Here is a 22,767-nt window from a genome sequence, read left to right on the forward strand (position 1 = left end):
ATCTAATGATCAACTTTTTCTTCCCGACTCAAAGAGAAACCAAATGCGCAGCTCTGTTTCATCCAGCCAATTTTCAATCAGGCTCGCCGTTGCGATGTCGCCATACTGATCACACAGCTTATGCGCCGTTCTCATAAAACCTGCTAAAAGGATATTGTCGTCGCGCAACTCCGCCAGCATTTCGTCTGGCGCAACAAAGCCCGCATCATTGTCTTTCAGACGCTGGATGCGTCCGATATGGCCGGCAGAGCGGATGGTCGTACCCCCTATTTTCCGGACTCGCTCCGCGATGGCGTCAGTGGATGCGAAAATCTGGTTTGCTTGCTCGTCCAGTAACAGGTGAAAATCCCTGAAATGAGGCCCTGACATATGCCAGTGAAAGTTTTTCGTTTTCAGGTAGAGAGCAAACACGTCTGCGAGCAACGCATTCAAAGTGTTGGTTAATTCCAATATATCGTTTCGGTTCAGGTCGTTGACCGTGATTAGCTCTGACTGAAGACGCGACCTTCCACGCTCACCGTTATTCATGATTCTCCTTACTGAATTTTGTTATTTATCGAGCTTGGGAGGGTAGCGATATCAGGATTCTCCTGATCTGTTAACTTCGACGTGACCGCGATCGCTGCCAAATCTTTCATCATTTGGCTGATTGCCCGGATACGCTCTTCGTGGCCTCTGAGACCGTGCCGATTCGCCAACCACTGCGGTTGGTTGTAAGAGACATTAGTAGTCCCCGATTCGTCCTGCCAGACGAGGATTTTAAGGGGGAGCTCGAGCGCTATTGTTGGAGCCGACTGCATCAAATACGTACCCACCGCTGGGTTTCCGAAGATAATGACTTCGGAGGCAAGCAGGGAAAGCCCCGCTTTCTGTGCGGCGGCAGCTTGATTAATGCGCGCAACAGGTTCAATGCCAAGTTGCCTGATTGCGTCAAGGAGGCGTTCTGCTGTGTCTGCCCAGTTATTTTTGCTTACTCGTGTTACTAAGCCATCGATGTCCATTCCAAAAGTCCTCGTTGTCGAAAACTCTAGCAATCCCACGCGAAAGTTGCTGCATTTGACTACCAGAGTATTAAGCAGTCCCCTTAGTTTTTATCCAAAATGTATTGTCTTGTGCTGTGTTCAAAAAACATCCACTTACGTTCACTGCGAAGTGATCTGCGGACAGATTCAAATGCGGGCCAGGAGGATATCGACAGCGATGGTCGATATCCTCTTGGCGGAGCTTACTGAATCCACTAACCTATTTCGCGTGCTTCGACTTCTGCCATTTTCTGCGCAAGCTCAGTCGGCGTGAGAATGCCCTTTTGAAAAAAAATATTGGCGAAAGCGACGATCCAGCGTTCGTAATACGACAGCTTGCCGATCACCTCGCTTCCGAGGGCTTCCACCCCACGACGCTTTTCCTCCGTGCTAAGGATCTTGTGAAAATCGATAACGTCGGCAAGTGCATGGCAACGTTTCTCCCAAGGCTCCAGGGCGTGCTCCACCTGTACGATAGGGTCAGCGGGCATGCCCCCAATGTCATTCGGAAGACGTTTAATCAATTCTTCAGTGCTCATTTCTTCTGCTCCTCTGGAGGATTAAGGGCAGGCACGACGCCAATCATGGCGTCGCGGGTGACGAGGGTAGCGAGTTGCTCCTCGGTGAAATTGTCTGTGCCGTCGGGACGCATGGGGAGAACGAGGAAGCGGACGATGGCTGTGGAGTCGCTGACGCGGATCTCTACATCGTCTGGGATTATGGTACCGAATTCTGCCAGTACCGCTCTCGGCTCATGGATTGCCCGGGCGCGATAGGGTTTTAGCTTGTACCAATCCGGTGGTAAACCAAGCACAGGACGCGGATAGCAGGAACACAGGGTACACACGATTAAATTGTGCACCTTCTTTGTGTTTTCCAAAACAATCAACTCGGTATCATCATAGAAGCTGATGCCCAACTCTTCGCAGCCTTTCCGTCCATCTTCTAACAGACGAGCCTTGAATCCGGGATCCACCCACGCATGGGCGACTACTTTGGCGCCCAAGGCTGGAGTGCGTGAGTCCAGCACCTCAATCTGACGGCGTATCTCGCTCGAATGGATTATTTTCTTCTCACACAGAAGCTCCCGAACCGCAGTTTCCATAATTTCGTAATAACTCGGTTTCGCCGTTTGGCTGATCTCTTCGTGCGGATGATCGTGAGAGTGGTCGTGCTTTTCAGTGTGGGCATGTTGTTTCATTTTGCATCCTCTTCTAGCCAAGTCTCATAAACTTCTATGCGCACACTGTCCGTTTGAGTTCCCACGTAATCGCTCCAGATTTCCGTCATAGGGAATGCTATGCGGTAATAGTGAAGTCTTGAGCCCGCGTTATGGCCGAACCCTTCGGTTTCATTGTCCACATAAGGTGAAGCAATGATCGACTCCACAATCCCTTTTTTGCCGCGCAGATAGATTGGCACCCGGTAGTGTCCCACGGGGAATCGGACTAAAACCCTCACGCGGTCGCCGACACCAAAGGCTGGTCGTTCATTGAGTGCCGATGTGACATCAAGTAAGTAGGTCGGGTGTGTTTTCGGAATTATCGCCATGTGTAGGCCCCTCCAAATGGCTCGGCCTTTGCAGGTAGAGGCAGCCATGCGTATGTGGCACCCCCCGCTTAGGATCGATTTTTCGAGATAGCTGGTTCGGATCGGAATACTGTCACTTGGGCTTGCCTGTTTCTTGTAAAAATTCAGCACATTTGACTTCTACGGCGCTGCGGTAGGACGTTGCATTATGAATGGATCGCAGTTTGTATTTTTCGGCCATTGAGATTCGATTCGGCATCAGGACTCCCTCCCTTAGGCCAATGGTGGTGAGCGCTTAGGTCTCGACCGACTGAAAGACGCGTCGTCCAGCAGCTATAGATCGTCCTACAGTCCAGCCCTTCATGGCGGCTTTCGCGAGCCAACGGCGTGTCAGGTTGGGAGGGAATACTGTAAGCGCCATCCTGGGGTTTTACGGGGGAAGTTGTTCGTCTGGCGCCGTTTCGCGAGCTCAATGAAGGATATGTGTACTAGGCCGCCCAAGGGCGGAGCAGACGCTTCGTCGCTTGGATAAATCCGGCAGAAAGGTGTAACGCTTCCACCCGACAGCGTTTGAAGATGTACCACGCAAAAAGTCAACTTTGCGCAAAAACGATCAATACGGTCAATTCGTAAGACTCTTATTCTCTTTTACGACAGGTCATCAATTGAGAATCTGACCCATTCGTTACTATCTTTACGGTGCGACAAATGGGTATCTGACGATCTTGATATTTTTCTGCGTAAGGGGAACGTGAAATGCCGACAAAAAACATATTGAAAAAACAACCTCATCAATCTGCTTTTGCTAATCTGGCGGTAGTGGTGTCAAGCTTGTCCTTGATGGCGGGCGGTGCGTGGGCTGAGAGCCCGGTGAAGATGATTAATGCCGAAGCCGCTAAATCCGCCATCACCACTGTGCCGTTAAGAAACAACATCAGCGTTCTAGAAGGCTCCGGTGGCAACATTGGAGTAATGGATGGGCCCGAAGGAAAGTTCATGATCGATGCGGGGATCGCGGTATCGAAGCCGAGAATTGAAGCAGCTTTGGCTAAAATCAGCTCCAAACCTGTTAAATATGTTGTCGACACACACTGGCATTGGGATCACACCGATGGTAACGAATGGTTGCATGCTACCGGCGCTACAATTGCAGGTACTCCAAACACTGTAAAACATATGTCCACAACCTCTCGTGTAGATGATTGGGACTTTACATTTCCTCCTTTTCCGAAGGGCGGCATTCCTTCAGTTGTAATCACGAAACCGAAGACTTTCAAATTTAACGGCCAAGACATCATTGTGACTCCGGTCAAACCGGCGCATACAGATGGCGACGCGTTTGTTTACTTCAAGCAAGCTGACGTTTTGTTTTTAGGCGATCTTTACTGGAATGGGGTTTATCCATTCATCGATAACGAGCATGGCGGAAACATCGGCGGCGCGATCAAGGCCGTTGATGTAGCTCTAAAGGTTGCCGGTGAAAACACACAAATCGTTCCAGGTCATGGTGAAGTGAGTGGCCGTAAAGAGCTGGTTGAGTTCAGGGAGATGTTGTCGAGCATTCGTGACAATGTAGCGGCGTTGAAGAAGCAAGGGAAAACTTTGGAGCAGGTTATTGCTGCTAAACCAACAAAAGATTTTGATGCTAAGTGGGGTCAGTTCGTGATCAATCCCGACTTCTTCACCAGACTGGTGTATCAAGGAATGTGATTGGGGCGCTTGCGGTGTGAGGGCCTCACACCGCCAGGGCATCACCACGGTAAGCGTCCGGGGCACTCAGGATGAATAGCAAACTGGGCTCGTAAACGCTTGGAGCGTCCAATGATGGCTGATAGCGGTCGCCGGTCGAGCATTTTCTTACGCCTCACCCAACCAGCATCGGAATCTTACGCCTTACATCAATTTGGAGCGCTGCGTACCTAGCTCCCATGAACCTGCAGTATTGATTCTATCCTGATATGCGCATTCCAGCAGAACCGACCAGTGAACCGGTGTTGGCTGGATTACACGATGGAGCGTTCAGCCAGTGCGTCAAGAGCGGAACGGTCTTTACGACTGGATTGTAATGAGCCTCTCAAACATGAACGTCTCAAATTGTTTCATTGTCCATCGGTATCAGTTACTGCATGCTCCGGCCCAAGCCTTCCCTCTCGGTTGAGTGGTGAGCTGCGAGAAAGAAGCCGGTGGGAATCCGGCGCGGTCGCGCCACTGTATGCGTGAGCGGATTCAATCCGCTCACCGAGCCAGACCTTTCTTTTCATTCACGCTTCAAATGGGACGCGAAATCCCGTGGAGAACACCCATGATTTCAAAGCTGAAACGCCAATTTTCTGCCTCCAGCGGAGTTGTAAAAGCTAAGCTTTTGTCCATTTACGGACTGCTCATAGGTCTCAACGTCGTCGCTTGGGGATGGGCGCTTTTGGAGTTTCATGGACAGCCGGTTTTGCTCGGGACGGCACTGTTAGCGTATGGGTTCGGCTTGCGTCACGCCGTTGATGCCGACCACATCGCCGCGATCGACAATGTCACCCGAAAGATGATGCAAGAGGGCAAGAGGCCCGTCAGCGTAGGATTTTTCTTTTCGCTCGGCCACTCCAGCGTGGTCATCCTGGCCGCCATAGGCGTCGCGTTCGCGGCATTGGCGTTGGGAGAGGGATTCGAACATTACAAAGCCATTGGCGGTGTAGTGAGCACCACAGTGTCAGCCGTGTTTCTGCTGGTCATCGCGCTCACTAACCTGATCATCTTCACGTCGATCTACAAGGCCTGGCGCAAACTCAAGAACGGCGGCGGGTATGTTGATGATGATTTCGACACTGTGCTGGCCAATCGTGGTTTCCTATCGCGCTTGCTCAAGCCGCTGTTTCGGCTGATCAGCCGCAGTTGGCAAATGTTCCCGCTCGGCTTCTTGTTTGGCATTGGCTTCGACACTGCAACAGAAATCAGCCTGCTTGGTATCTCGGCTACGCAGGCGTCTCAAGGACTGTCGCCCTGGTCAGTGCTGGTTTTTCCGTTGCTGTTCAGTGCAGGTATGTCACTGGTCGACACGCTGGACGGCCACTTGATGCTCGGCGCCTATGGATGGGCTTACATGAAGCCGGCCCGCAAGATCTACTACAACATGACCATCACGCTCGTTTCGGTAGTCGTTGCGCTGGTAGTGGGCACGATTGAAGCGCTGGGTTTGATCGAAGAAGAGTATTCGCCGCAGGGCGCTGTCTGGGACTTCGTTGGGGTGCTCAACGAAAACTTTGGCACGCTGGGCTACGTCATTATTGCGATCTTCGCCGGAAGTTGGGCACTGTCGATGATCATTTACAAGATGAAGGGGTTCGATAAGCTGGAGCTGGCCGGATCCTGAATCAGCGCTGTGCGTTCAGCCAATTGCTGAACGCACAGGCTTGGGCAGTATCAGTTGCTTATCTTGAAGGTATAACTGCCTTCGCTCTTGTGGGTTTCGACCGACACGGCGTGCCATTCAACTCAGTATGCGTCTGCTTCTAGCGGCTGATCCGGAGTGGTGATGGACACCATTGTCCCTAATGCTAGAGCGCCGTAGTTGAAATGGTCGGACGGTACTGACTAGCTTAGATGAGCCCGGTAGGGATTGTGAGAGGATAATTAGATTAACGGTGCTGATGCAGACAGATGAAGGCGAGAACTTCTCTCTGTTAGCGACCAATCGCATCTTAGTCGTTCACGGCATTACCTTCTGTTCGAGTCATCCATTTAATTTTTTTCAGTTTTCGACCGGCGGAATACTCAGTCTGCGAGTCGCTCAATGACTAAGTCGAGTAAAACCCTCAGACGTTTTAGGCGCCTTAGGTCACGGTGGTAACCAATCCAGGTCACCCTTGAAGGTAATTCCTCTCCCAAGTCGACCGGTTCCAATTGCGGAAAGCTAGACCCTAAAGTTCTCGGCAATATCGCCAGTCCTCCACCTTGGGCGCACATCAATGCCTGAACGTCTCGATCATTACTGCGGAGTGCCACATGTGCGTAGGGAAGTAGGCGTTTCAGCCAAGCGACCTCGGGCATTGACTCCAGTTCTGCGTTCATAGTGATAAGTGCCGTACCGGCGCCGTCGCCAGGCACAGGGTGCTTAGTCCCCTTAAGTGCAAACAGATCATAATGAATGCGTAGCAATTTCCGAGAAACTACGTCCGATTCATCAAACGGTCTGGCACGAAATGCTACATCAGCCTCGCGGTGCGACAGGCTCAAAAAACGTGGGTCAGTCAGCAACTCAATCGTGACATTAGGGTTAGACTGAGCGTATTCGACCAGAACTGGCGTTAAATAGTGTGCGCCAAACCATTCCGAAGACGTAATGCGCAATGTCCCCTCCAGGTGCTTTTCTTCGCCTGCGATTTTTCGCTGGAAGGCAAACATTTCCTCTTCGATTCGCTCGGCATGCTCCAGTAGAGCTGCGCCTTCGTCCGTCAGTAAAAAGCCGTCATTTGTTCGTTGGAAAAGCTTTTGGCCGATTGCGTCCTCAAGGGCATTTAGCCGGCGACCCATGGTAGGTTGAGTTCGGCCTAGTTTTCGAGCCGCAGCGCCGAGTGTGCCATTGCGAGCGATAGCCAGGAAAACACGTACGTCACTCCATTCCACATTTGGCTCCTATTTTTGGGGCGATACGATACTCGTAAGGCAACCCTGCGATTCATTCAAAATCGCATAGCTGAAATGCAATCTCGTTGGTTTTCCTCTAACCGTGGCAAGGATACCGTAAATCATCTAAGAAAAAGTGTCCCCGTGTCATGCAGATGAGTTCAATGAGAGCCGCAATTCTTGAGACTTACGACTCGCAGTTTCGATACGCCAGTGTTGCCCTTCCTGTTCCTCAACCGGGAGAAGTATTGGTCAAAATCGTATCTAGCGGGGTTAATTCTTTAGATCTTGCTATTCGTAGCGGCAAGGCTCCATACCTACGGCATGCCTTACCCGCCATTCTTGGCAGTGATTTTGCCGGAATAGTTGTGGGCACTGGTTCCGCTCATGCATCTTTTCGACCTGGTGATGAGGTGTATGGCATGACGGGCGGGGTCGCCGGAATCCAGGGGACTCTTGCCGAGTACGCGTGCATCGACGCTCGGTTGCTTGCGTTAAAACCTACCAATCTATGTATGCGTGAAGCGGCCGCGCTTCCGATGCCCTTCATTTCTGCATGGGAAGGTCTCGTCGAGAGAGCAGGTCTGCAGAGCTCCCAAACGCTCCTAATCCAGGGCGGCTCAAGTGATGTCGGTCACTTGGCGATTCAAATCGCTAATGCATTAGGGGCGAAGGTTTTCGCTACTGAAACGCCAGATCGGCTTCATCTAGTGGAAGATTCGGGCGCGACGGCAATTAACAGTGACTGCATGACCGTTGAGGAATACGTCTCTCAATACACCCGAGGGCGAGGTTTTGACATCGTCTACGACACCATTGGAGGCGAAAGTCTCAATAATTCATTTCGAGCTGTCAGGCAAAAAGGTCATGTAATCAGTACGTTGGGATGGCGAGAGCATTGCCTCGCTTCGCTTTCGGTGAGAGGAGCGATTTTCTCAGCGGTGTTTCCGGTACTTCCGTTGCTCTCAGGAGAAGGGAAGTCTCACCTCGGTGAAATGTTGAGGGAAGCCAGTCGTCTGGTGGAGTCTGGATTGCTGCTGCCCCGCATGGATGCGCGTCGATTTGGACTACAATCTGTCGATGAAGCGCATGCCGCTTTCACCGATGGTGCGGGCAATGGAAAACTCATCATCGACATCGGTATATAGGTGTAATAGTGCGGCGTAATGCGCCGAATGGAGGCGGCAGTCTCAACCATATACTACTCTACTGAAGGGGTGGTGATGGCATGCGACCGCTTTGGCAGCCCTAACTTTGCGTCAACTTTTGGCGCGCGGTGATTACCATGTCTGGTGGAACACTTACTTCAATAAAGCCGGTGCAGAACTTTAATGTAAACCTGAACAACTTTCCTAAGAATGCCCCCCAGAAAAAAAGTGAGCTTTCAGTCTACGAGGACGGCCCTGATCGTACCGGTTTTGAGTTTTTCGCACCTTGTAAAAGAAAGGCGGTGCTTGTTGCAGTAAAGCTGAAAGAGTTAGCTTCCCATCAGCTCTGGATGAATACGAGTGCGCTTTCAGGTGAGGTAATCCCTAAGGGCGGCATCTTTTTTATCGACCTGGATGGGGAGCAGTGTGCTTACTTGGCTAGCTCTACAGAGGTCGATTTGTCGCCAACGGACTCAGTATCCGGTAATGCACAAACTCTGAACAGTCAAGTCGCCTCCGCCGAACTAGATTGCTTTCATTGTGAAGTTGACCCGGTTATAGAGGGACTGATCAAGCTTGCTTTGCTCGCGTTGGAAAGACCTGAAAAACTCACTCCATTATTCGCGCAGCATTTGGCGGCCGTACTCCACGCACACATATTGGGGCGTGACGAGTTTTCTCCCGGGAGGATGATTGTACCCGGTACGCTTGCTCGATGGCAGGAGCGACGCGCTAAGCAAATGATGAGTAAGCAGTTGGAGGGTGAAATATGTTTAGAATCCGTGGCGAAGGCATGCAACCTATCCATCGCCCATTTTTCGAGAGCTTTTGCTGCTACCGTCGGAACTCCTCCACATCGTTGGCTAGTCCAACGACGCATCTTTCTTGCCTGCGACCTTTTGCGTGGGTGCCATTCACTGACCCTTGCCGACGTCGCCTGCCGCTGTGGCTTTGCTGATCAGAGTCATTTCACACGGGTCTTCAAAAAAGTCATTGGTATTTCGCCAGGAGTTTGGCGGCGGAAAATCACAGCGCCATGCGTCGATTTTGAGATGCGGCCGTTGTAATCAGCAAATAATGAGTGATTTGTTCAAGATCCGAACGTGAGAATTGCTTATTTTTTACCTGTAGCTCAAACCGCAAGACGGCACTCGCGTTACCAGGTGCCGTCGACGCCGGAGGTGTCCTAAATGCCTTTAGTCAGTGTAAAGCTCACGGACGGTAGCTTCACTCGTGAAGAAAAGCATGCGATGGCCAAAGACTTAACTGAAGTCATGGTCAAGTACGAGGGATCCGAGGCTTTTCGCGAGGTCGTTTGGGTAATGATCGAGGAATTACCATCGGACTGTTGGTACATAGCGGGACGTCCATTCAGTGGAGCCGGTTCAATCATGCAGAATCTTGCGAATTCGAAAAAAATTTTCGAAATGATTGATGGGAATCCGACTTCCAAATCTGAATTTTCTCGGGCCTTGCCGGTGAAAAAAATATATAAGCCTTGATTGGCAGACTGTTTTTAATGTTGTCATCACAGTATAAGTTCAAGCGAGTAAACTTGAACAAGTTGGGTCATATCATCCATCAAGTTTATGGTGGGTCGAAATAATTAGGCTTGATAAAAGCTGAACGCGCCGTGCGAGGGTGCGAGGGAAAGAAATCATGAGCAGCAAGATTTTTTCCATACTGGCATTATTAACAATTGGTATATATGCTTTAGGCCCTCTAACGCCATTAAGTGTTCCAGCGCCTTCCGTTAAACGAGTAACGACTTCGCCCGGTGCTTCAGATAGTGCAGGTCACGTTGGTGCAGGCGCCGTAGCCCGTAGCGGTGCGGAACATGGGACTGCTCGGGTCGCAGCCGACGGTAGCGATCATGATGGCACCAAGTCGTTAGCCGCTGATGGTTCCGACCACGTGGGCGCCGGAGCATTGGCGTCCGATGGATCTGATCATGTCAGTGCTGGAGCAGCGTCCGATGGTTCGGATCACGTGGTGCTGGAGCAGTTGCGTCCGATGGTTCGGATCACGTCGGTGCTCGAGCAGTTGCGTCCGACGGTTCGGATCACGTTGGTGCTGGAGCAGTTGCATCTGATGGATCGGATCACGTGGGTGCTGGCGCAGTTGCGTCTGATGGTTCGGATCACGTGGGAGCAAATCAAGTTGCCGGGAATACAACCAAATTTAAGATCGGTGGTATAGGTTCCGATACAGTGGCGTCATTGAACAATTGATCCATACGTGAGAGCGAGGCTGTCGCTCTTAAATATATCTAAAGTTGTAACTGTTTTCCCTCTCACGCTGAGAGTTGGGAAGTTTAACCCAAGGCTGCCAGACCTTAGATCTTAGTTTGATAAAAACTTCTAGCTCCTGGCCGCAGTTGATGAGTTTCTCGACTCAGTTGCGGCTTTGCGCGCGTTAATAATGAGGTGTATATGACACATGATTCTGCTGCGAACCCATTGAACTCAAGTGTGTCCCTTCCCCAATTTTCACCAGCTGAAATTTTGCCATGGGCGATTTTCATTGGCTTGCTTCTTATGCTGGGAATTTACTTTGTAGGGGTGGAGCAAGGTGCAATTGCTATTTTTAATGGCGCTTACGTGCACGAGTTCGTACACGACAGTCGCCATCTCTTGGGTTTCCCCTGCCATTGATTAAAGGATACTCTCATGATTGGTCGATTGCTCTTGAGGGGTATGTTCGCTGGGCTATTGGCGGGCATCCTGGCTTTCGGGGTCGCTAAGATTTACGGTGAGCCCCCGCTCTCCCGATCTATCGCGGTAGAGGAGAGCGCAGAGCATGCACATGGAGATGCAGTCCCCCTGCATGTTCATGGTGCTGCAGAACCGGCTCATGTGCATAAAAAAACAGACTCGTCAAATGAGGAAGAACTGGTCAGTCGCCGTGTGCAAAGCACCGTTGGACTGTTCACTGGCATTGCTGTCTACAGCATTTCCCTGGGAGGTATTTTTGCCTTGGTTTTTGCTTATTCGTTAGGTCGGTTCGGGCGAATTAGACCGCGTAGTTTATCCCTGTTGCTGGCGCTCGCCGCATTTGTCGCGGTGATTTTGATTCCTGCATTGAAATACCCTCCTAACCCACCTCCTGCGGGATTGTTGGAGACGATTGGAAAACGAACAACACTGTTTTTTCTTATGATGCTCGTTTCTATCTCGGCAATGGTCATCTCGATGTCAGCGGGGAGAAAATTAGTGGTACGTTTTGGCCGAGTTGCCGGCACAGTTAGAGCGGCGATAATGTATTTGATAATTGTCGCATTAGCGGGCTATCTCTTCCCAAGTGTTGACGAAGTTCCTGAGAGTTTCTCAGTATCGTTACTCATTGAGTTTCGAGTTGCGTCCATGGGCATCCAATTAGTGCTCTGGGCAAGCATGGCGCTTATTTTTGGTTGGTATGCTGATCGAGCACTGAAGTCTTACAGGTGGTAGTTGTGCTGCAATGAAGGTTTGCCCTGTTTTGAGTTGTTAGTTTGTTGGGCATTTCCTATAAGTCTTTCAATCGGGATAATTCGCGTAGGATTAAGTGGTATGTTTTATAATTGGACTGAGTTGCTACCTAACATTAAGAAAGCCTTCGCAGATTTGGGTAAGAGTAATCCGAAGATGGTGAAGGCTTACATGGCATTGGGTGAGGCCGCTGCCGAAAATAATGTACTTGACGTCAAGACGCGAGAGCTGATAGCTATCGCGGTGGCGATCACCACCAGGTGTGATAGTTGCATTGGGGTTCACACGGACGCAGCCATTAAAGCGGGTGCAACCCGAGAGGAAATTGCTGCCACGCTGGCGACTGCTATTTCACTCAATGCCGGTGCTGCATATATTTATTCACTACGCGCTTTAGAAGCACACGACACGTTGAAAGGGTAATGCCTAGGACTTTGACCATGCCAGGCAATCTCTGTAATTAAGGTGTGGTTCGAGGTACGAAATCTTCATCTACTGTTGAGGTTTTTTCGCTACGAACAAATTTCCAGTCCGAGAGCGGAAGAGTCGCTGCGCTTCACGCAGAGGGGAGGGCGAACGATCGTGAATGTCGCTGAACATCTGCGTGAACCGCTTAATTAGAACCGCTGTTCATTCGGATTTTACCGGTTATATTACTGTTATATCGAAAACGTGGCCTGGGGTAAAACTCGAACTCTTTCGCCTACTCCTGCACCTAATCATGGAGTATACCCATGCCTAATGAAGGCAATCTTTTGCAAGCCGCTGTCGTGTTTCTGTTTGCGGCCGTGCTGGCCGTGCCCTTGGCAAAACGCATGCAACTGGGAGCGGTGTTAGGGTATCTGCTTGCTGGGGTGATTATTGGCCCTTCCTCGCTAGGCCTAATTGGCAATCCGCAAAACGCCGCTCACATCTCGGAACTCGGCGTAGTATTGCTATTGTTCATCATCGGTCTTGAGTTATCGCCTCGACGGTTGTGGGTGATGCGCAAATCAGTATTTGGTATCGGCTTGGCGCAGGTTCTGCTCACTGGAACAATTTTGGGCATGCTGGCGCTGTTTGTATTCGGGCAGCCGTTAAACAGCGCGATCGTACTAGGCCTTGGGCTCGCTCTGTCGTCCACCGCCTTCGGTCTGCAGAACTTGGCCGAGCGCAAGGAGTTGACAAGTCCACATGGCAGGCTGGCCTTTGCGATCTTGCTGTTCCAAGACATTGCCGCTATTCCACTGATGGCCATCGTACCGACATTGTCTGGAGGCGATTCGGACGTCAGCGTCGCTCAGGGTGTGAGTCAGAGTTTGCGCGCACTAGGGAGCATCGCGATCGTGGTGATTGGAGGGCGCTATTTGTTGCGCCCAATCTTCCGTGTCGTAGCGAAAACCAAATTGCCGGAAGTCTCTACCGCCACCGCACTATTAGTAGTGATCGGCACTGCGTGGCTGATGGATCTGGCGGGTATTTCGATGGCATTAGGCGCATTCCTTGCCGGCCTTTTGCTAGCGGACTCCGAATACCGGCACGAGTTAGAGTCGCAGATCGAGCCGTTCAAAGGGCTCTTGCTTGGACTTTTCTTCATGAGCGTCGGCATGGGCGCCAACATTGACCTGCTGATGCGTGAACCTATCGTGGTGCTCGGGTTTACCGTGTTGCTGATCTCCGTCAAGATGCCACTGCTCTTTATTGTGGGACGGCTGGCAGGGGGCTTGAAAAAGGTATGTGCCGTTCGTTTAGGTCTAGTGCTGGCTGCGGGTGGTGAGTTTGCTTTTGTCGTGTTCAAGATCGGCCGTGACCATGGGATATTCGATTCGCGCCTTTATGATCTGTTGGTGTTGGCAATCACGTTGTCCATGGCCCTCACGCCATTGCTGTTACTGGTAAGCAGATGGTTGGTGAGATCCAGAGAGCAACCGGCCGTAGTGCCGCAGACATACCGGGCGATAGATGCTGACGAACCCCGTGTGGTGATCGCCGGGATGGGACGTATGGGCCAGGTTGTTGCCCGCATCCTGCGCGCTCAGAACATCAAGTTCGTTGCGCTCGATACATCGGTGGAGACCATCGAGCTGTCTCGCAGCTTCAGCGGTGTGCCGGTGTTCTATGGCGACCCTATGCGTCAGGAAATCCTCAGCGCAGCCAAAGTCGAGCAAGCCGAGTTTTTCGTGATTGCTACCGATGACCCGGACGCCAATATCAAGACCGCCGAACTGGTGCACAAGCTCTACCCACATATCAAAATTATTGCCCGCGCCCGTAATCGTCAGCATGTCCACCGGCTTATGGACATCGGTGCTCATGCAGTGCGGGAAACCTATCATTCGAGCCTGGAAATGAGCCGACACACACTGATGGCGCTGGGCTTGACCCAGGCCCAGGCAGACGCGCGTATCCATCGCTTCACGCTTCACGACGAACAACTGCTCAAGGCCCAGCATGCAGTTTACGATGACGCGACCAAAGTCATGCAGACCGCGCAGGAGGCGCGTGCGGATCTGGCAAGGCTGTTTGAGTTGGATGAGGCTGTAGAAAACTCCGTTGTAAAGTAAGGTGGCATTGAGCCGTCATGGGGGCCCGAGCCATCGGCCCTGCTGGTAAGGCGAGCGTTCGATCTGCTTGAAGCCGTCCAACCGTGGGGCTATAACGGCATTCCACCATAGGCTGTAACAGCTCAACTGAGACACCCAGAGAGTTTCAGCGTTAAGCGAGAGTGGTGATTAGTCAGCCTTTCGAATCTGGATCGCTAGCGGCTTTCCAAGCGTTCTGGGCCCGATACTTCGAGTGCGATAGGCCGGTTGGAGCAGAAGCACGATTTCGTCCTGATCGTTGGTATCTGGGAACCAATGTATCAATTCGACGTTAGAACGTTTGGACTCGCTAAGAACACGATTGAGTACCATCTTGGCAGCGGCCTAAAAAAGTGATTAGCGATCTAGCTCTTTTGATGCGCCTGTCGACCTCTGCGCCTTATTCTTCGCTGGCGTCCAAGCTGCCGATGTCACCGAATTAACGAGACGCGTCGGGATAGGCGCCACCTGCAAGCGTTGTCGTCATATCGCAATATGCCAGGAACTGCCAGCCGCCTGAGATTGACCCAGGCCACGGAAAATATTCCGATGATTTGCCGCTGATGCGGTGTTCCCGGCTCACCCGGTTGAGATTAGAGTCAAAGTTCGATATTGCTGTTTTACCTAGGGCGGCGCAGCCGCCGTTGCGGACACGGGGAAGGGCGCTTGAGATCCGTACCTACCAAGTACACGTCAGTCTTCAAATCTGAGCATGCCCGCATCGTGCCCATGGTGTATCGCCAAAGCCGTAAAGACTGACGCTCGGACGACGTCAACCGACCGCGACGTTCTGGATAAGGATGTTGTCTAGCGCCCTTCGTTTTTGAACAGGCTTAACGCGGTTCTGCACGCAGACTTGAGCCTTGGTGGTACTTGGGCGACAGCTGCTAAACCGTCCTCCCGTTTTGCGCGTGCAAGGATCGATTTCAAATCATCCTCAGGTTCAACAGGCCGACCTAACAAGATATCTGTGTACGCGGAAGTTAAAAAACGGTTCTCACCTTTAGCTTTGGCAGCTTTGTTATCGGCAAAAGCTTTATCCCCAATAGACGTTCTCACGCCTAGGTAGACCATCTTGCGAGTGGTGGTGCTTACACCACTTTCTTGCATCGCCAGGTACAGAACTGCGTCAGCTTCATCCTTACTGCAGGTTTGATCCCAGTACAAATAATCGTGAATTATGGCTGCCGCCATAGAACGATCGATGGGCGACTCCCACCACCACAGAGGCCTTGGAATGCTGGCTAGATCCGTGATGAATCCCTTAGGTACCTCTATCACCTCGTTGGTTTGTTGAATGCGGTAAACCAGGGGGTGAGAGACGATGAAAATACCATCTCCTAGGCGCGCTACAGATGGGGGGCTTGGTGAGACACATGCGACAAGCAGAGCTGTTAAGGCTACTAGGAAAATAAGCGTGCGATTTCGATTCACTATGAGTGCTCCAGAGCTGACAGGGAATTGTGTTTCTCTCCGTCCTTGCCGCACTATTAGTGAGACAGCCCTCATCAGAAAGAAGTGGTGCTGGCCCTCAGCGTAGTAGCAAGCTATCGAGTCAGCGAGTTTTCCTCAGCCGACTGCGCTTATCTACGTCGTCATCCCCGAGGCATGAGTCCGCTCCCTTTCGATCTGAGCTTCTTTTGCCATTCCAGCTTGGATGCTGCCACACCAAATTACCGCGTATAGCAAAGGTTTCACCCTGAGGGGAGATGCCTACGGCAGTGTCGTTCAGACAGGCGAGGCCGAAACTGTTACGCAGCCTGCTAGAGCTACCAACTGAAACTGAAAATTCAAAGGTGTTCAGCTGTAATCACTACAGATTCTAAGGATGGAAAACGCTTAAGTTTCGATCTGCTACCTGACCCGGTGGAAGAATTTGTATCTCGCTTTTGATTTACTAAGATGTCCAAACGCGTCCAGCTAATCGGGACGCGAAACGCTGGACAATCCTGGTCGTTAGCTGCTCCAAGAGGAGTGGATTGCCATATGAGGCACTGTTTCTCCGGCTGGTCTGGGGGGCGACGGGGAGGGTGAGGACTAATCGATATTCATGAGCGATGTTGGGCTTGATCGTTCTTCCTTCGAGCTCAGCTCTGGTGAGGCTGTAAGGCATCCAGCGCATGCAATGATTAACAGTGGGCACGCAGCGTAATTGGACGAAAATAAAATGAGCATTACTGATTTTCAGCGATTGTCTGCTTCTCAGAGCGAGTTGGTGCTCTCCTATCAACACGCGATAAAAGCTTTGGATTTCCTGCAGGCTAAAGGAGCTTCGCTGCTGGCATGGGAAGGATGGCTAAGATATCCGAATGGCACCTTGGGCCATTCCTGTGACTACCAAGGTTGCGGCGACCTGTCGAAGCTTGAAGTGTCGGAAGGGTACCGCTTTGCCAAGCAAACAATCAGGGTTGCACATGAAGAATATGAGGCTCAGGGCAAAAACGCCGAATTGCTTTTCTGCATCACATCGGAGCCGCTATCGAATTGAAGCTTTGAGCACTCTCAGCTCCGCCATCAAAGCATCGTTCATTGCTACCAACGTCCGAGCATCACCCTTGAGTCTTCTGATGTCTGCCCATGCTTCATGGAGCTCATCGACAAGCATGAGGCATTGGTGTTGATAGCTTTCGAGCTCAGTGGGTACACCTAGGTCGAAGGCTGAATCTTCAGGGAAGTAAGTGGTATCAGTCATGGGAGAATGCCGTTAGGAGTACATTTGTTCTCTTTCTAGGTTAGGCTCAGACGCTGGATGGATCAACAGTGTTTTGACGAATGGGATCAGTCGAAGAAAAAGTGTAATTTTACCCGGGGCGTGCCCTACGGGCCGGCTGTCGTGAACCAAGCCACACGCTGCGCGGATGTCTTGGCCCTATCGGGCTTCCATCCTTCACGCCTGCGCGCTCCGCTTGCTGCTCACAAACGACGTCAGCTCTATCCCTTACGAGTGGGCTCGGGCACATCAGAAACACCTTCGGAAGAAATGCATGGAGCAGATGGACAGTACGATCAAGGCCGCAGGCTTCACCCTCATGATCGTCATCATAGTCGTCTTGGTGTGGCGCTACCGCGATCCGTGGCACGAAGAGTTCGAGTCTAAATTCAAACGTGCTTTAGCCAGCCTGAACATCAGCGATCATGAGCTCATTATTGATCGAGTCATCAGTCCGAGGGGGGGCCATGTCGCAGAGGTCTATCGGATCCTCCGAGATCCAGACGATAGGTATTTTCTGTTCATGCAGACCGGGGATTCACCCGGGATACTGAAGCCGCTTACGAAAGAGCGAGCGCTCTTGGCAGCCAAGCTGAGTGGTTTCGGACAAGCAGCTCATATTGAACCGATATCTCCAAATGAAGGGAGTTGGACATCTGGCTCCGAGTCTGAACGCGCATCATGGGGCAACGTAGAAGGTGAGCCGGAAACGACGCAAGACGCACCGCCTGTACCGACGGGTATGCGGTCAACCTTGCACACCGTGCTGGTTAAGCTGTGTCTGTATCTTGTGATCTGGCCCAACATCATCCTCACATCCATCTTCACCATTGTCGGAATGTTAGCGCCGCCGGTGCTGATGTTCGTGCTCATTGGTTGGTGGGGGTTAGGCATTATTGGTGATCCACCGCAGGTTTGTCGGGAAGTGGCACCAGCCTGGTCAAGCTGTGTGGTGGGGATTACTGATGGCAAGCCTCTTCGTCGTTGGTATTGGCTATGGTGGAGGCGTCGCCAAGCTGATGGCTCCCTCGACTTATTGGTTGCTGGCCTCGTGTATACCGGTCTCTGGCTACTGGGCGTGGCTCAGCTATAAGGGGTTTCGGTTTTGAGATCGGCCTCGTGCCGATAGGTCTACTGGCTTGGCGTGCAGTGTCCTTCTATTGGGGGATCTAGATTGAAAAGGGTCGTCCCATTGCACGTTTTCAAAGTGCTTTTAGGGCTGGTGTCCATGGAGAAATGCATGGTTCTGGGTACGCGGGCCTTTAAGTGATTGCCGAGGAGTAGTGATGGGGCCAAAAACCGCAGAGTTAATCCGCGTTCTTGACCAGATCGCTTCGCTCTTGAATAAGGAGGGGGTGGATCACTGGTGCCGATGGGCTTGCAAAGCCCGCGCCCGATTACTCGATTCCGACTATTCGGGGATCGAGTACGTTCTATCCGCTTACGGTGGGATGGGGTCGTTCAATGACCTCGTTCTTGGACAAAAGTATGAGGACGGCATGTTCAGCACCACACCCGACTACGTTTTCCTAAACGACAAGCTCGAAAAACTCCGTTCAGATGCAGGACGGCTCGCAGAGGAAATTCGCATGTCGCAGAAACCGTGAGTATCCAGCGTTTCTGACATCCCTCACGATCCGATTGCTGACCTCACCAAGCCTTAGACCTCTGATACCTACAACCAAGAAGAGAGCTTATCTATAGATGGCGTACGAAATTCACATCTACCGCTCAGACGAAATCTCCTTAGAAGAATGGCTTTCGCTCTGTGCCCAAGATCAATCCATTCAACTCACTAATGAGATTTCGGGGACGAATCCGAGTACCGGGCAGGTAATCACCATTGCCGACCGCAACGCGGCAATTTGGACTTCGCCGGAATCGGGTCAAAAGTGGATTTTCGACTATCGCCGAGGAGAGATTTCCTTTGCCCACAGCGATGCGGCATTGAGCAAAGCCAGAGACATTGCTGGCGTTTTGGGTGCAAGCCTTAGAGGCGACGAAGGGGAGGAGTATTGACCAATGGACATCGTTAAAACTCAATCATGCAACCATCAGGCAGTGACAGGGAATCTACTGATCCGCCCTGCCACTGCTAACGACGCGACTGTAATCCTGGATTTCATCAAAGAGCTTGCTCGGTATGAAGAGGCAGAGCATCAAGTGACGGCCAGCCTTGCCGATATCGAACGAGACCTAGCAAATGAGGCAGCTCCCTCTAAAGCTTTGATGTGCATGAGAGGCGATGAGCCTGTGGGGTTTGCTTTGTATTTTTTCAGCTATTCCACCTGGCTTGGCCGCCAATGCATGTACCTGGAAGATCTCTACGTCTCGAATCAGCATCGTGGTCTAGGAGCAGGGAAAGCCCTGCTGAGGCATCTGGCGGAATTGGCTGTAGAAACAGGTTGCGGACGCCTTGAGTGGAGTGTTTTGGACTGGAACACGCCGGCTATCAAGTTCTACGAATCTATTGGTGCTAAGGCTCAACCGGAGTGGGTGCGGTACCGCTTGGCTGGAGATGACTTACTGAAGTTAGCCCACGATATTCCGTTGGATCAGGCGAAACTTGTTACTCCCGGCGCGCCTGGTCTTAAGGAAGGCTAGGAGCGACGGCTCCAGCATGATTAGAAATGGCATGCTGCGGACGTATGGCTGGTTGTCATGTGGTGTTGAGAAGGTTTTGGCACCCTCGATCTACTGGTCGCCGGCTCCCTGCATTCCCGTGTCTTCTACTGAGTGTTGCTAAGCCGTAAATCAATTCGCTTGTGAGATGTGCGTCGATCCAAGTGCGTCGTACTGCTCCCATCTCGTAGTCACTTACCAACTTGGCGCCCCAGATGCATTCGTCCCCGACATCCGACATTCATAAATGGCAAATGGAGTTTTCCAGAAATGGTCGAACACAGTGCTGGACGCTAATGGAGCGTTCGACCTGGCAAATGCTGGAGGCGGAGGGCGAGCTCACATGCCCCATCGGCGAAGCCAACGACGATCCGATCTTCAAGGACGCGTATACCTGGATGAAAGGCTCGATCGCCAGCGCTGGGATACACTCACCGGCGCCCGGCTTATCACCTTGGTGGTGCTGGGTAAGGCGTGAGGAGAACCATCCCGAGCCTTACATTGAGGACACGGAAGGCCTAAATGATCCGGTGGTGCTTGAGCTGTCTGTTCCCTCCGAACAGATTGTACTGTCGTGCTTCGACCTTTGGCATTTTGTACTCAACAAGTGCTACGTCTGGGCGTCGGAGCTTGATGAGCAAGATTTTGATCGGGCTCAGGAGAGTACAGAGGAGGGATCCGACGCTGCGGTGCAGCTCCAACAGCGGATGCAGAAATCGTGGTCAGCGGTGTTTGAGCTGGATCAAAGTGCGGTGGACATGGGCCCATTTGAAGCGAAGAGTATCCAAGGTTGCTTTTGGACTCTGAGGTTAGCTGACGTGACAGCTGTGATCGAACGGGACGCTTTGACGTCCCACCACCAAGCTTAAAAATCTCTGCGCGACTAGGCGTACACCCAAGACGTTGTTTCAACGCGAGCGGCTGTCGGAAGGTCTTCTGCCGTTTGGCCGGATTTGCCCACCACATGCTACCCAGACCAACGTGAACGCGTAGCCGAATAACATGAGGCCGACTGCCCAAGGAAAGAACTGGCTGTCACGCGCTTGCTTGTCCTGTTTGCATTTCAGGTCACTCACGCAGTTAGAAAAGCAGATTTGCTTATCGCCTACCCAGCAATTTCCTATCGAGTCTCCGTAGCGATCTACCCTCAGATTCTGACCAATACGGAGTGAACCTCGATCAGGAACAGAGCTACGCTCGTCTTGGATGAAAAGCCTTTCGTATTTTTTGATGCTCTGATCAGGTTGTAGTAGGAACTCGTATCCATGCCTGGGGTTACCCATCCAGGCTATCCGCCCCTCACTTCGCTCCAGCGGCCTGTCCGTCATATCCGGTTCTCCTGCATACCAGTAGATGCAAGGGAACATCAGTACACCTACGAGCCATTGGATGTGAGCTGAGAGAGGAAGGGCTTTGAAGATACGGGCTATGGGGTTGGGCATGTATGTAGAATCGTCTCTTGGGGGCACTCGGGCTCACGGCGTCAGGTATCGACTCCTGCCAGAGTCTAGGAGAATCGCTCAAATTAGTTTGGCTTTAGCCAGGATAGATTGAGTATCCGGGGTGTGATTTGCATCGCGCGATGCAGTAGGCCTAGAGAGACTTGGCTTATCTGGTCGCGTTTCATCTTTTCGCAGTATCGCCGCTACATCGACTTAACCGAAACCACTTCCACGTATCTGAATTTTTTCCTGGCTGCCTTCACCGCTTCCTGCTCCGCCAGGAGCGTGCTCAGGGTGTCAGCTTCGTGAGTTATGTCCTGGGTCTCTCCCTCGAAAACATTCCCTACTCGTAAGGTCACCCTCAGTCTGGGCGTGAACGCTTTCGCCACTTTCTTTTTCGCAACTGGTTTTGCTGGCGGCACGATGACAACTTCTGGAACCGACTCTTTTGCTACCTCAGGGATGATTGGAGAAGATACCTCGGCGTTGCCAAAGAGCGCCCGGCGCATCTCTTCTTCTGTTAGCTCAGGGTTCATGCGGTGTCTCGGTGTAGGAGGGTTGGGGCATGGTCAATTCTATCAGTATCGCTGATGGACTCTGCATTGCCTGGGTAGATTCGGGGTTTCAAATTTCACTCGACTTGGCTCGGGCGCGCCCTTGCGGGCAAGCTGTCGTGAACCAAGCCCCCAGCATGCGCTGGTGTCTTGGCCCTGCGGGCTTCCATCTTTCGCGTCTGCGCGCTCCGCTTGCTGATCCTGACACTCAGCTCGTCATTTGGGATGTAGAGTCCACGACAGATCGAGTCAGCCAGAAACGAGGATCCAGCTTCATCCATAGGGTTTGCGCCCGTGCTCGTAGGAAAACACAGCGCGATGAACCTGACGTATGTGTAATAGCTGTGCATCTTCACAGTCTCGACTATCGGCCTTCCTAGTTCTCAAATCCTTAGAAAATTTGTACGCGGATATAACCGATCAACTGTCACGAGTTCTGGGAAGCCTGGATAGGCATCGACGTGCAAGCCGTTTTGGTTCTCGGCTCCTGACTTTGTGAGTACGCCACGGGGATGGACATAGCTGGAAATTCTCTTCAATGGCTTCTCTCTCCAGGCGATATTGAACGCGCTCAGTTTGGGGAAGAACTGCAGCTCGCTGTAGGGAAGATGGTCATGAATCCACCAAGCCATGGACTGCCATTGGGTAGGGGCTGATATGTGATCAACCAGCCACGGGACGACTATCGTGACCATCGCTCCGGCCATGCCTTCATCATCTCTTTGATCCCAGATATGCCGGCCTCTATCTGCCTTGTTGGACGTGCAGCTCAAATTGTTGGCGTTGCCAAACTCGTTCACCGCAGGCGACCGGTAGCCTGAACGAAGCGCTATGCGTCCGAACGTTGCCTGAAGTGGCTCTAGAAGCTCCTCACAAAGCTCTCGGCCTGCTGCAATGGCGAGGTCGGGATTGTCGGGCAGATTGGGGATGCCATGAATGTTGGTGATTTCGCTGTACAGGAACTCGCGAAGGAAAAAGTTTTTGGAAAGGCGCGTGCGGCCTAGAGATTCAACACCTCGAACAGTAGACGGCTTCTTCATTCAGCACTCCTATCGGACGAGTACCCATCGGTGTCTGTGGGTACCTCTATCCTTGTA

At 51.9% G+C, this 22,767-nt stretch carries 26 protein-coding genes and 1 pseudogene; 16 read left to right on the plus strand and 11 right to left on the minus strand.

All coding sequences use genetic code 11. The annotated features are described in order from the left end of the window. Positions 1–9 precede the first annotated feature (9 nt). The 5 genes from BLS87_RS27905 to BLS87_RS27925 all read right to left on the minus strand — a co-directional run bounded on the left by BLS87_RS27905 (position 10) and on the right by BLS87_RS27925 (position 2,573). Positions 10–528, minus strand: a complete 519-nt coding sequence (locus tag BLS87_RS27905; RefSeq protein ID WP_074757810.1) for a Dps family protein — start codon at positions 526–528, stop codon at positions 10–12. Between the two features lie 8 nt (positions 529–536). Next, positions 537–1,001: a DUF302 domain-containing protein gene (locus BLS87_RS27910; protein ID WP_074757812.1), complete on the minus strand. Its 465-nt coding sequence runs from the start codon at positions 999–1,001 to the stop codon at positions 537–539. 236 nt (positions 1,002–1,237) lie between these two features. Continuing rightward, entirely contained in the window at positions 1,238–1,561 is a 324-nt protein-coding gene (locus tag BLS87_RS27915) for an SH3-like domain-containing protein (RefSeq protein WP_074757814.1), read from the minus strand. After that, a complete protein-coding gene (locus tag BLS87_RS27920; protein WP_074757816.1) occupies positions 1,558–2,223 on the minus strand; it encodes a nitrile hydratase subunit alpha in 666 nt (221 codons plus the stop codon). Before BLS87_RS27920 ends, BLS87_RS27915 begins: the two co-directional genes overlap by 4 nt. Further along, complete coding sequence (locus BLS87_RS27925) at positions 2,220–2,573, minus strand: SH3-like domain-containing protein (protein WP_083370777.1); 354 nt, start codon at positions 2,571–2,573, stop codon at positions 2,220–2,222. The genes BLS87_RS27920 and BLS87_RS27925 overlap by 4 nt, the downstream gene beginning before the upstream one ends. Before the next feature lie 735 nt (positions 2,574–3,308). Between BLS87_RS27925 and BLS87_RS27930 the strand changes: the two genes are divergently transcribed. After that, a complete protein-coding gene (locus BLS87_RS27930; RefSeq protein WP_208605211.1) occupies positions 3,309–4,262 on the plus strand; it encodes an MBL fold metallo-hydrolase in 954 nt (317 codons plus the stop codon). Between the two features lie 592 nt (positions 4,263–4,854). Next, a complete protein-coding gene (locus BLS87_RS27935; protein WP_074757818.1) occupies positions 4,855–5,913 on the plus strand; it encodes a HoxN/HupN/NixA family nickel/cobalt transporter in 1,059 nt (352 codons plus the stop codon). A gap of 50 nt (positions 5,914–5,963) precedes the next feature. Here the strand turns inward: BLS87_RS27935 and BLS87_RS34780 are convergent. Together BLS87_RS34780 and BLS87_RS27940 are read right to left on the minus strand one after the other, a co-directional pair. After that, a pseudogene (locus tag BLS87_RS34780) lies at positions 5,964–6,077 on the minus strand (copper resistance protein CopC); the annotation flags it as partial. A 237-nt stretch (positions 6,078–6,314) separates the two neighbouring features. After that, a complete protein-coding gene (locus tag BLS87_RS27940; protein ID WP_074757820.1) occupies positions 6,315–7,166 on the minus strand; it encodes a LysR family transcriptional regulator in 852 nt (283 codons plus the stop codon). A gap of 149 nt (positions 7,167–7,315) precedes the next feature. Between BLS87_RS27940 and BLS87_RS27945 the strand changes: the two genes are divergently transcribed. The 8 genes from BLS87_RS27945 (at position 7,316) to BLS87_RS27980 (ending at position 14,324) form a co-directional block, all read left to right on the plus strand. Then, on the plus strand, positions 7,316–8,314 hold the full coding sequence (locus tag BLS87_RS27945; RefSeq protein WP_208605212.1) for a zinc-dependent alcohol dehydrogenase family protein: 999 nt from the start codon (positions 7,316–7,318) through the stop codon (positions 8,312–8,314). Between the two features lie 137 nt (positions 8,315–8,451). Beyond that, positions 8,452–9,381 (plus strand): helix-turn-helix domain-containing protein, encoded by a 930-nt coding sequence (locus tag BLS87_RS27950; RefSeq protein WP_074757824.1) that lies wholly within the window; start codon positions 8,452–8,454, stop codon positions 9,379–9,381. Positions 9,382–9,504: 123 nt separating this feature from the next. Continuing rightward, entirely contained in the window at positions 9,505–9,816 is a 312-nt protein-coding gene (locus tag BLS87_RS27955; protein WP_074757826.1) for a tautomerase family protein, read from the plus strand. Between the two features lie 157 nt (positions 9,817–9,973). Then, positions 9,974–10,513, plus strand: a complete 540-nt coding sequence (locus tag BLS87_RS33890) for a hypothetical protein (RefSeq protein ID WP_143024496.1) — start codon at positions 9,974–9,976, stop codon at positions 10,511–10,513. 233 nt (positions 10,514–10,746) lie between these two features. Next, entirely contained in the window at positions 10,747–10,968 is a 222-nt protein-coding gene (locus tag BLS87_RS27965; RefSeq protein ID WP_074757830.1) for a CbtB domain-containing protein, read from the plus strand. A 15-nt stretch (positions 10,969–10,983) separates the two neighbouring features. Further along, positions 10,984–11,763 carry a CbtA family protein gene (locus BLS87_RS27970; protein ID WP_074757832.1) on the plus strand — a complete coding sequence of 260 codons (780 nt, stop codon included), beginning with the start codon at positions 10,984–10,986 and terminating at the stop codon, positions 11,761–11,763. Positions 11,764–11,862: 99 nt separating this feature from the next. Continuing rightward, a complete protein-coding gene (locus BLS87_RS27975) occupies positions 11,863–12,204 on the plus strand; it encodes a carboxymuconolactone decarboxylase family protein (RefSeq protein WP_074757834.1) in 342 nt (113 codons plus the stop codon). Between the two features lie 311 nt (positions 12,205–12,515). Next, positions 12,516–14,324: a monovalent cation:proton antiporter-2 (CPA2) family protein gene (locus tag BLS87_RS27980; RefSeq protein WP_074757836.1), complete on the plus strand. Its 1,809-nt coding sequence runs from the start codon at positions 12,516–12,518 to the stop codon at positions 14,322–14,324. A gap of 825 nt (positions 14,325–15,149) precedes the next feature. On the opposite strand, the gene BLS87_RS27985 is transcribed toward BLS87_RS27980, so the two are convergent. Further along, positions 15,150–15,776, minus strand: coding sequence for a DUF1353 domain-containing protein (locus BLS87_RS27985; protein WP_074757838.1), 627 nt, complete (start codon positions 15,774–15,776; stop codon positions 15,150–15,152). Positions 15,777–16,509: 733 nt separating this feature from the next. On the opposite strand from BLS87_RS27985, the gene BLS87_RS27990 reads away from it, so the two are divergent. Then, the gene (locus tag BLS87_RS27990; protein WP_074757840.1) at positions 16,510–16,830 is read left to right on the plus strand and encodes a hypothetical protein; all 321 of its coding nucleotides are present in this window, start codon (positions 16,510–16,512) and stop codon (positions 16,828–16,830) included. On the opposite strand, the gene BLS87_RS27995 is transcribed toward BLS87_RS27990, so the two are convergent. Beyond that, a complete protein-coding gene (locus BLS87_RS27995; protein WP_074757842.1) occupies positions 16,819–17,034 on the minus strand; it encodes a hypothetical protein in 216 nt (71 codons plus the stop codon). The two genes, BLS87_RS27990 and BLS87_RS27995, sit on opposite strands and share 12 nt — an antisense overlap. 292 nt (positions 17,035–17,326) lie before the next feature. On the opposite strand from BLS87_RS27995, the gene BLS87_RS28000 reads away from it, so the two are divergent. The 5 genes from BLS87_RS28000 to BLS87_RS28020 all read left to right on the plus strand — a co-directional run bounded on the left by BLS87_RS28000 (position 17,327) and on the right by BLS87_RS28020 (position 20,543). Then, positions 17,327–18,145, plus strand: coding sequence for a hypothetical protein (locus tag BLS87_RS28000; RefSeq protein ID WP_074757844.1), 819 nt, complete (start codon positions 17,327–17,329; stop codon positions 18,143–18,145). 193 nt (positions 18,146–18,338) lie between these two features. After that, the gene (locus tag BLS87_RS28005; RefSeq protein WP_074757845.1) at positions 18,339–18,659 is read left to right on the plus strand and encodes a DUF6966 domain-containing protein; all 321 of its coding nucleotides are present in this window, start codon (positions 18,339–18,341) and stop codon (positions 18,657–18,659) included. A 97-nt stretch (positions 18,660–18,756) separates the two neighbouring features. After that, on the plus strand, positions 18,757–19,071 hold the full coding sequence (locus BLS87_RS28010; RefSeq protein ID WP_074757846.1) for a hypothetical protein: 315 nt from the start codon (positions 18,757–18,759) through the stop codon (positions 19,069–19,071). Between the two features lie 3 nt (positions 19,072–19,074). Continuing rightward, positions 19,075–19,656: a GNAT family N-acetyltransferase gene (locus BLS87_RS28015; protein WP_083370779.1), complete on the plus strand. Its 582-nt coding sequence runs from the start codon at positions 19,075–19,077 to the stop codon at positions 19,654–19,656. 314 nt (positions 19,657–19,970) lie between these two features. After that, positions 19,971–20,543, plus strand: coding sequence for a DUF3841 domain-containing protein (locus BLS87_RS28020; RefSeq protein ID WP_244165911.1), 573 nt, complete (start codon positions 19,971–19,973; stop codon positions 20,541–20,543). Between the two features lie 776 nt (positions 20,544–21,319). Here BLS87_RS28020 and BLS87_RS28030 read toward each other — a convergent pair. Together BLS87_RS28030 and BLS87_RS28040 are read right to left on the minus strand one after the other, a co-directional pair. Continuing rightward, positions 21,320–21,652, minus strand: coding sequence for a hypothetical protein (locus BLS87_RS28030; RefSeq protein WP_074757851.1), 333 nt, complete (start codon positions 21,650–21,652; stop codon positions 21,320–21,322). A gap of 401 nt (positions 21,653–22,053) precedes the next feature. Further along, positions 22,054–22,710 (minus strand): hypothetical protein, encoded by a 657-nt coding sequence (locus BLS87_RS28040; RefSeq protein WP_074757855.1) that lies wholly within the window; start codon positions 22,708–22,710, stop codon positions 22,054–22,056. Positions 22,711–22,767: the final 57 nt, after the last annotated feature.

Source organism: Pseudomonas abietaniphila, assembly GCF_900100795.1.
Classification (GTDB): domain Bacteria; phylum Pseudomonadota; class Gammaproteobacteria; order Pseudomonadales; family Pseudomonadaceae; genus Aquipseudomonas; species Aquipseudomonas abietaniphila.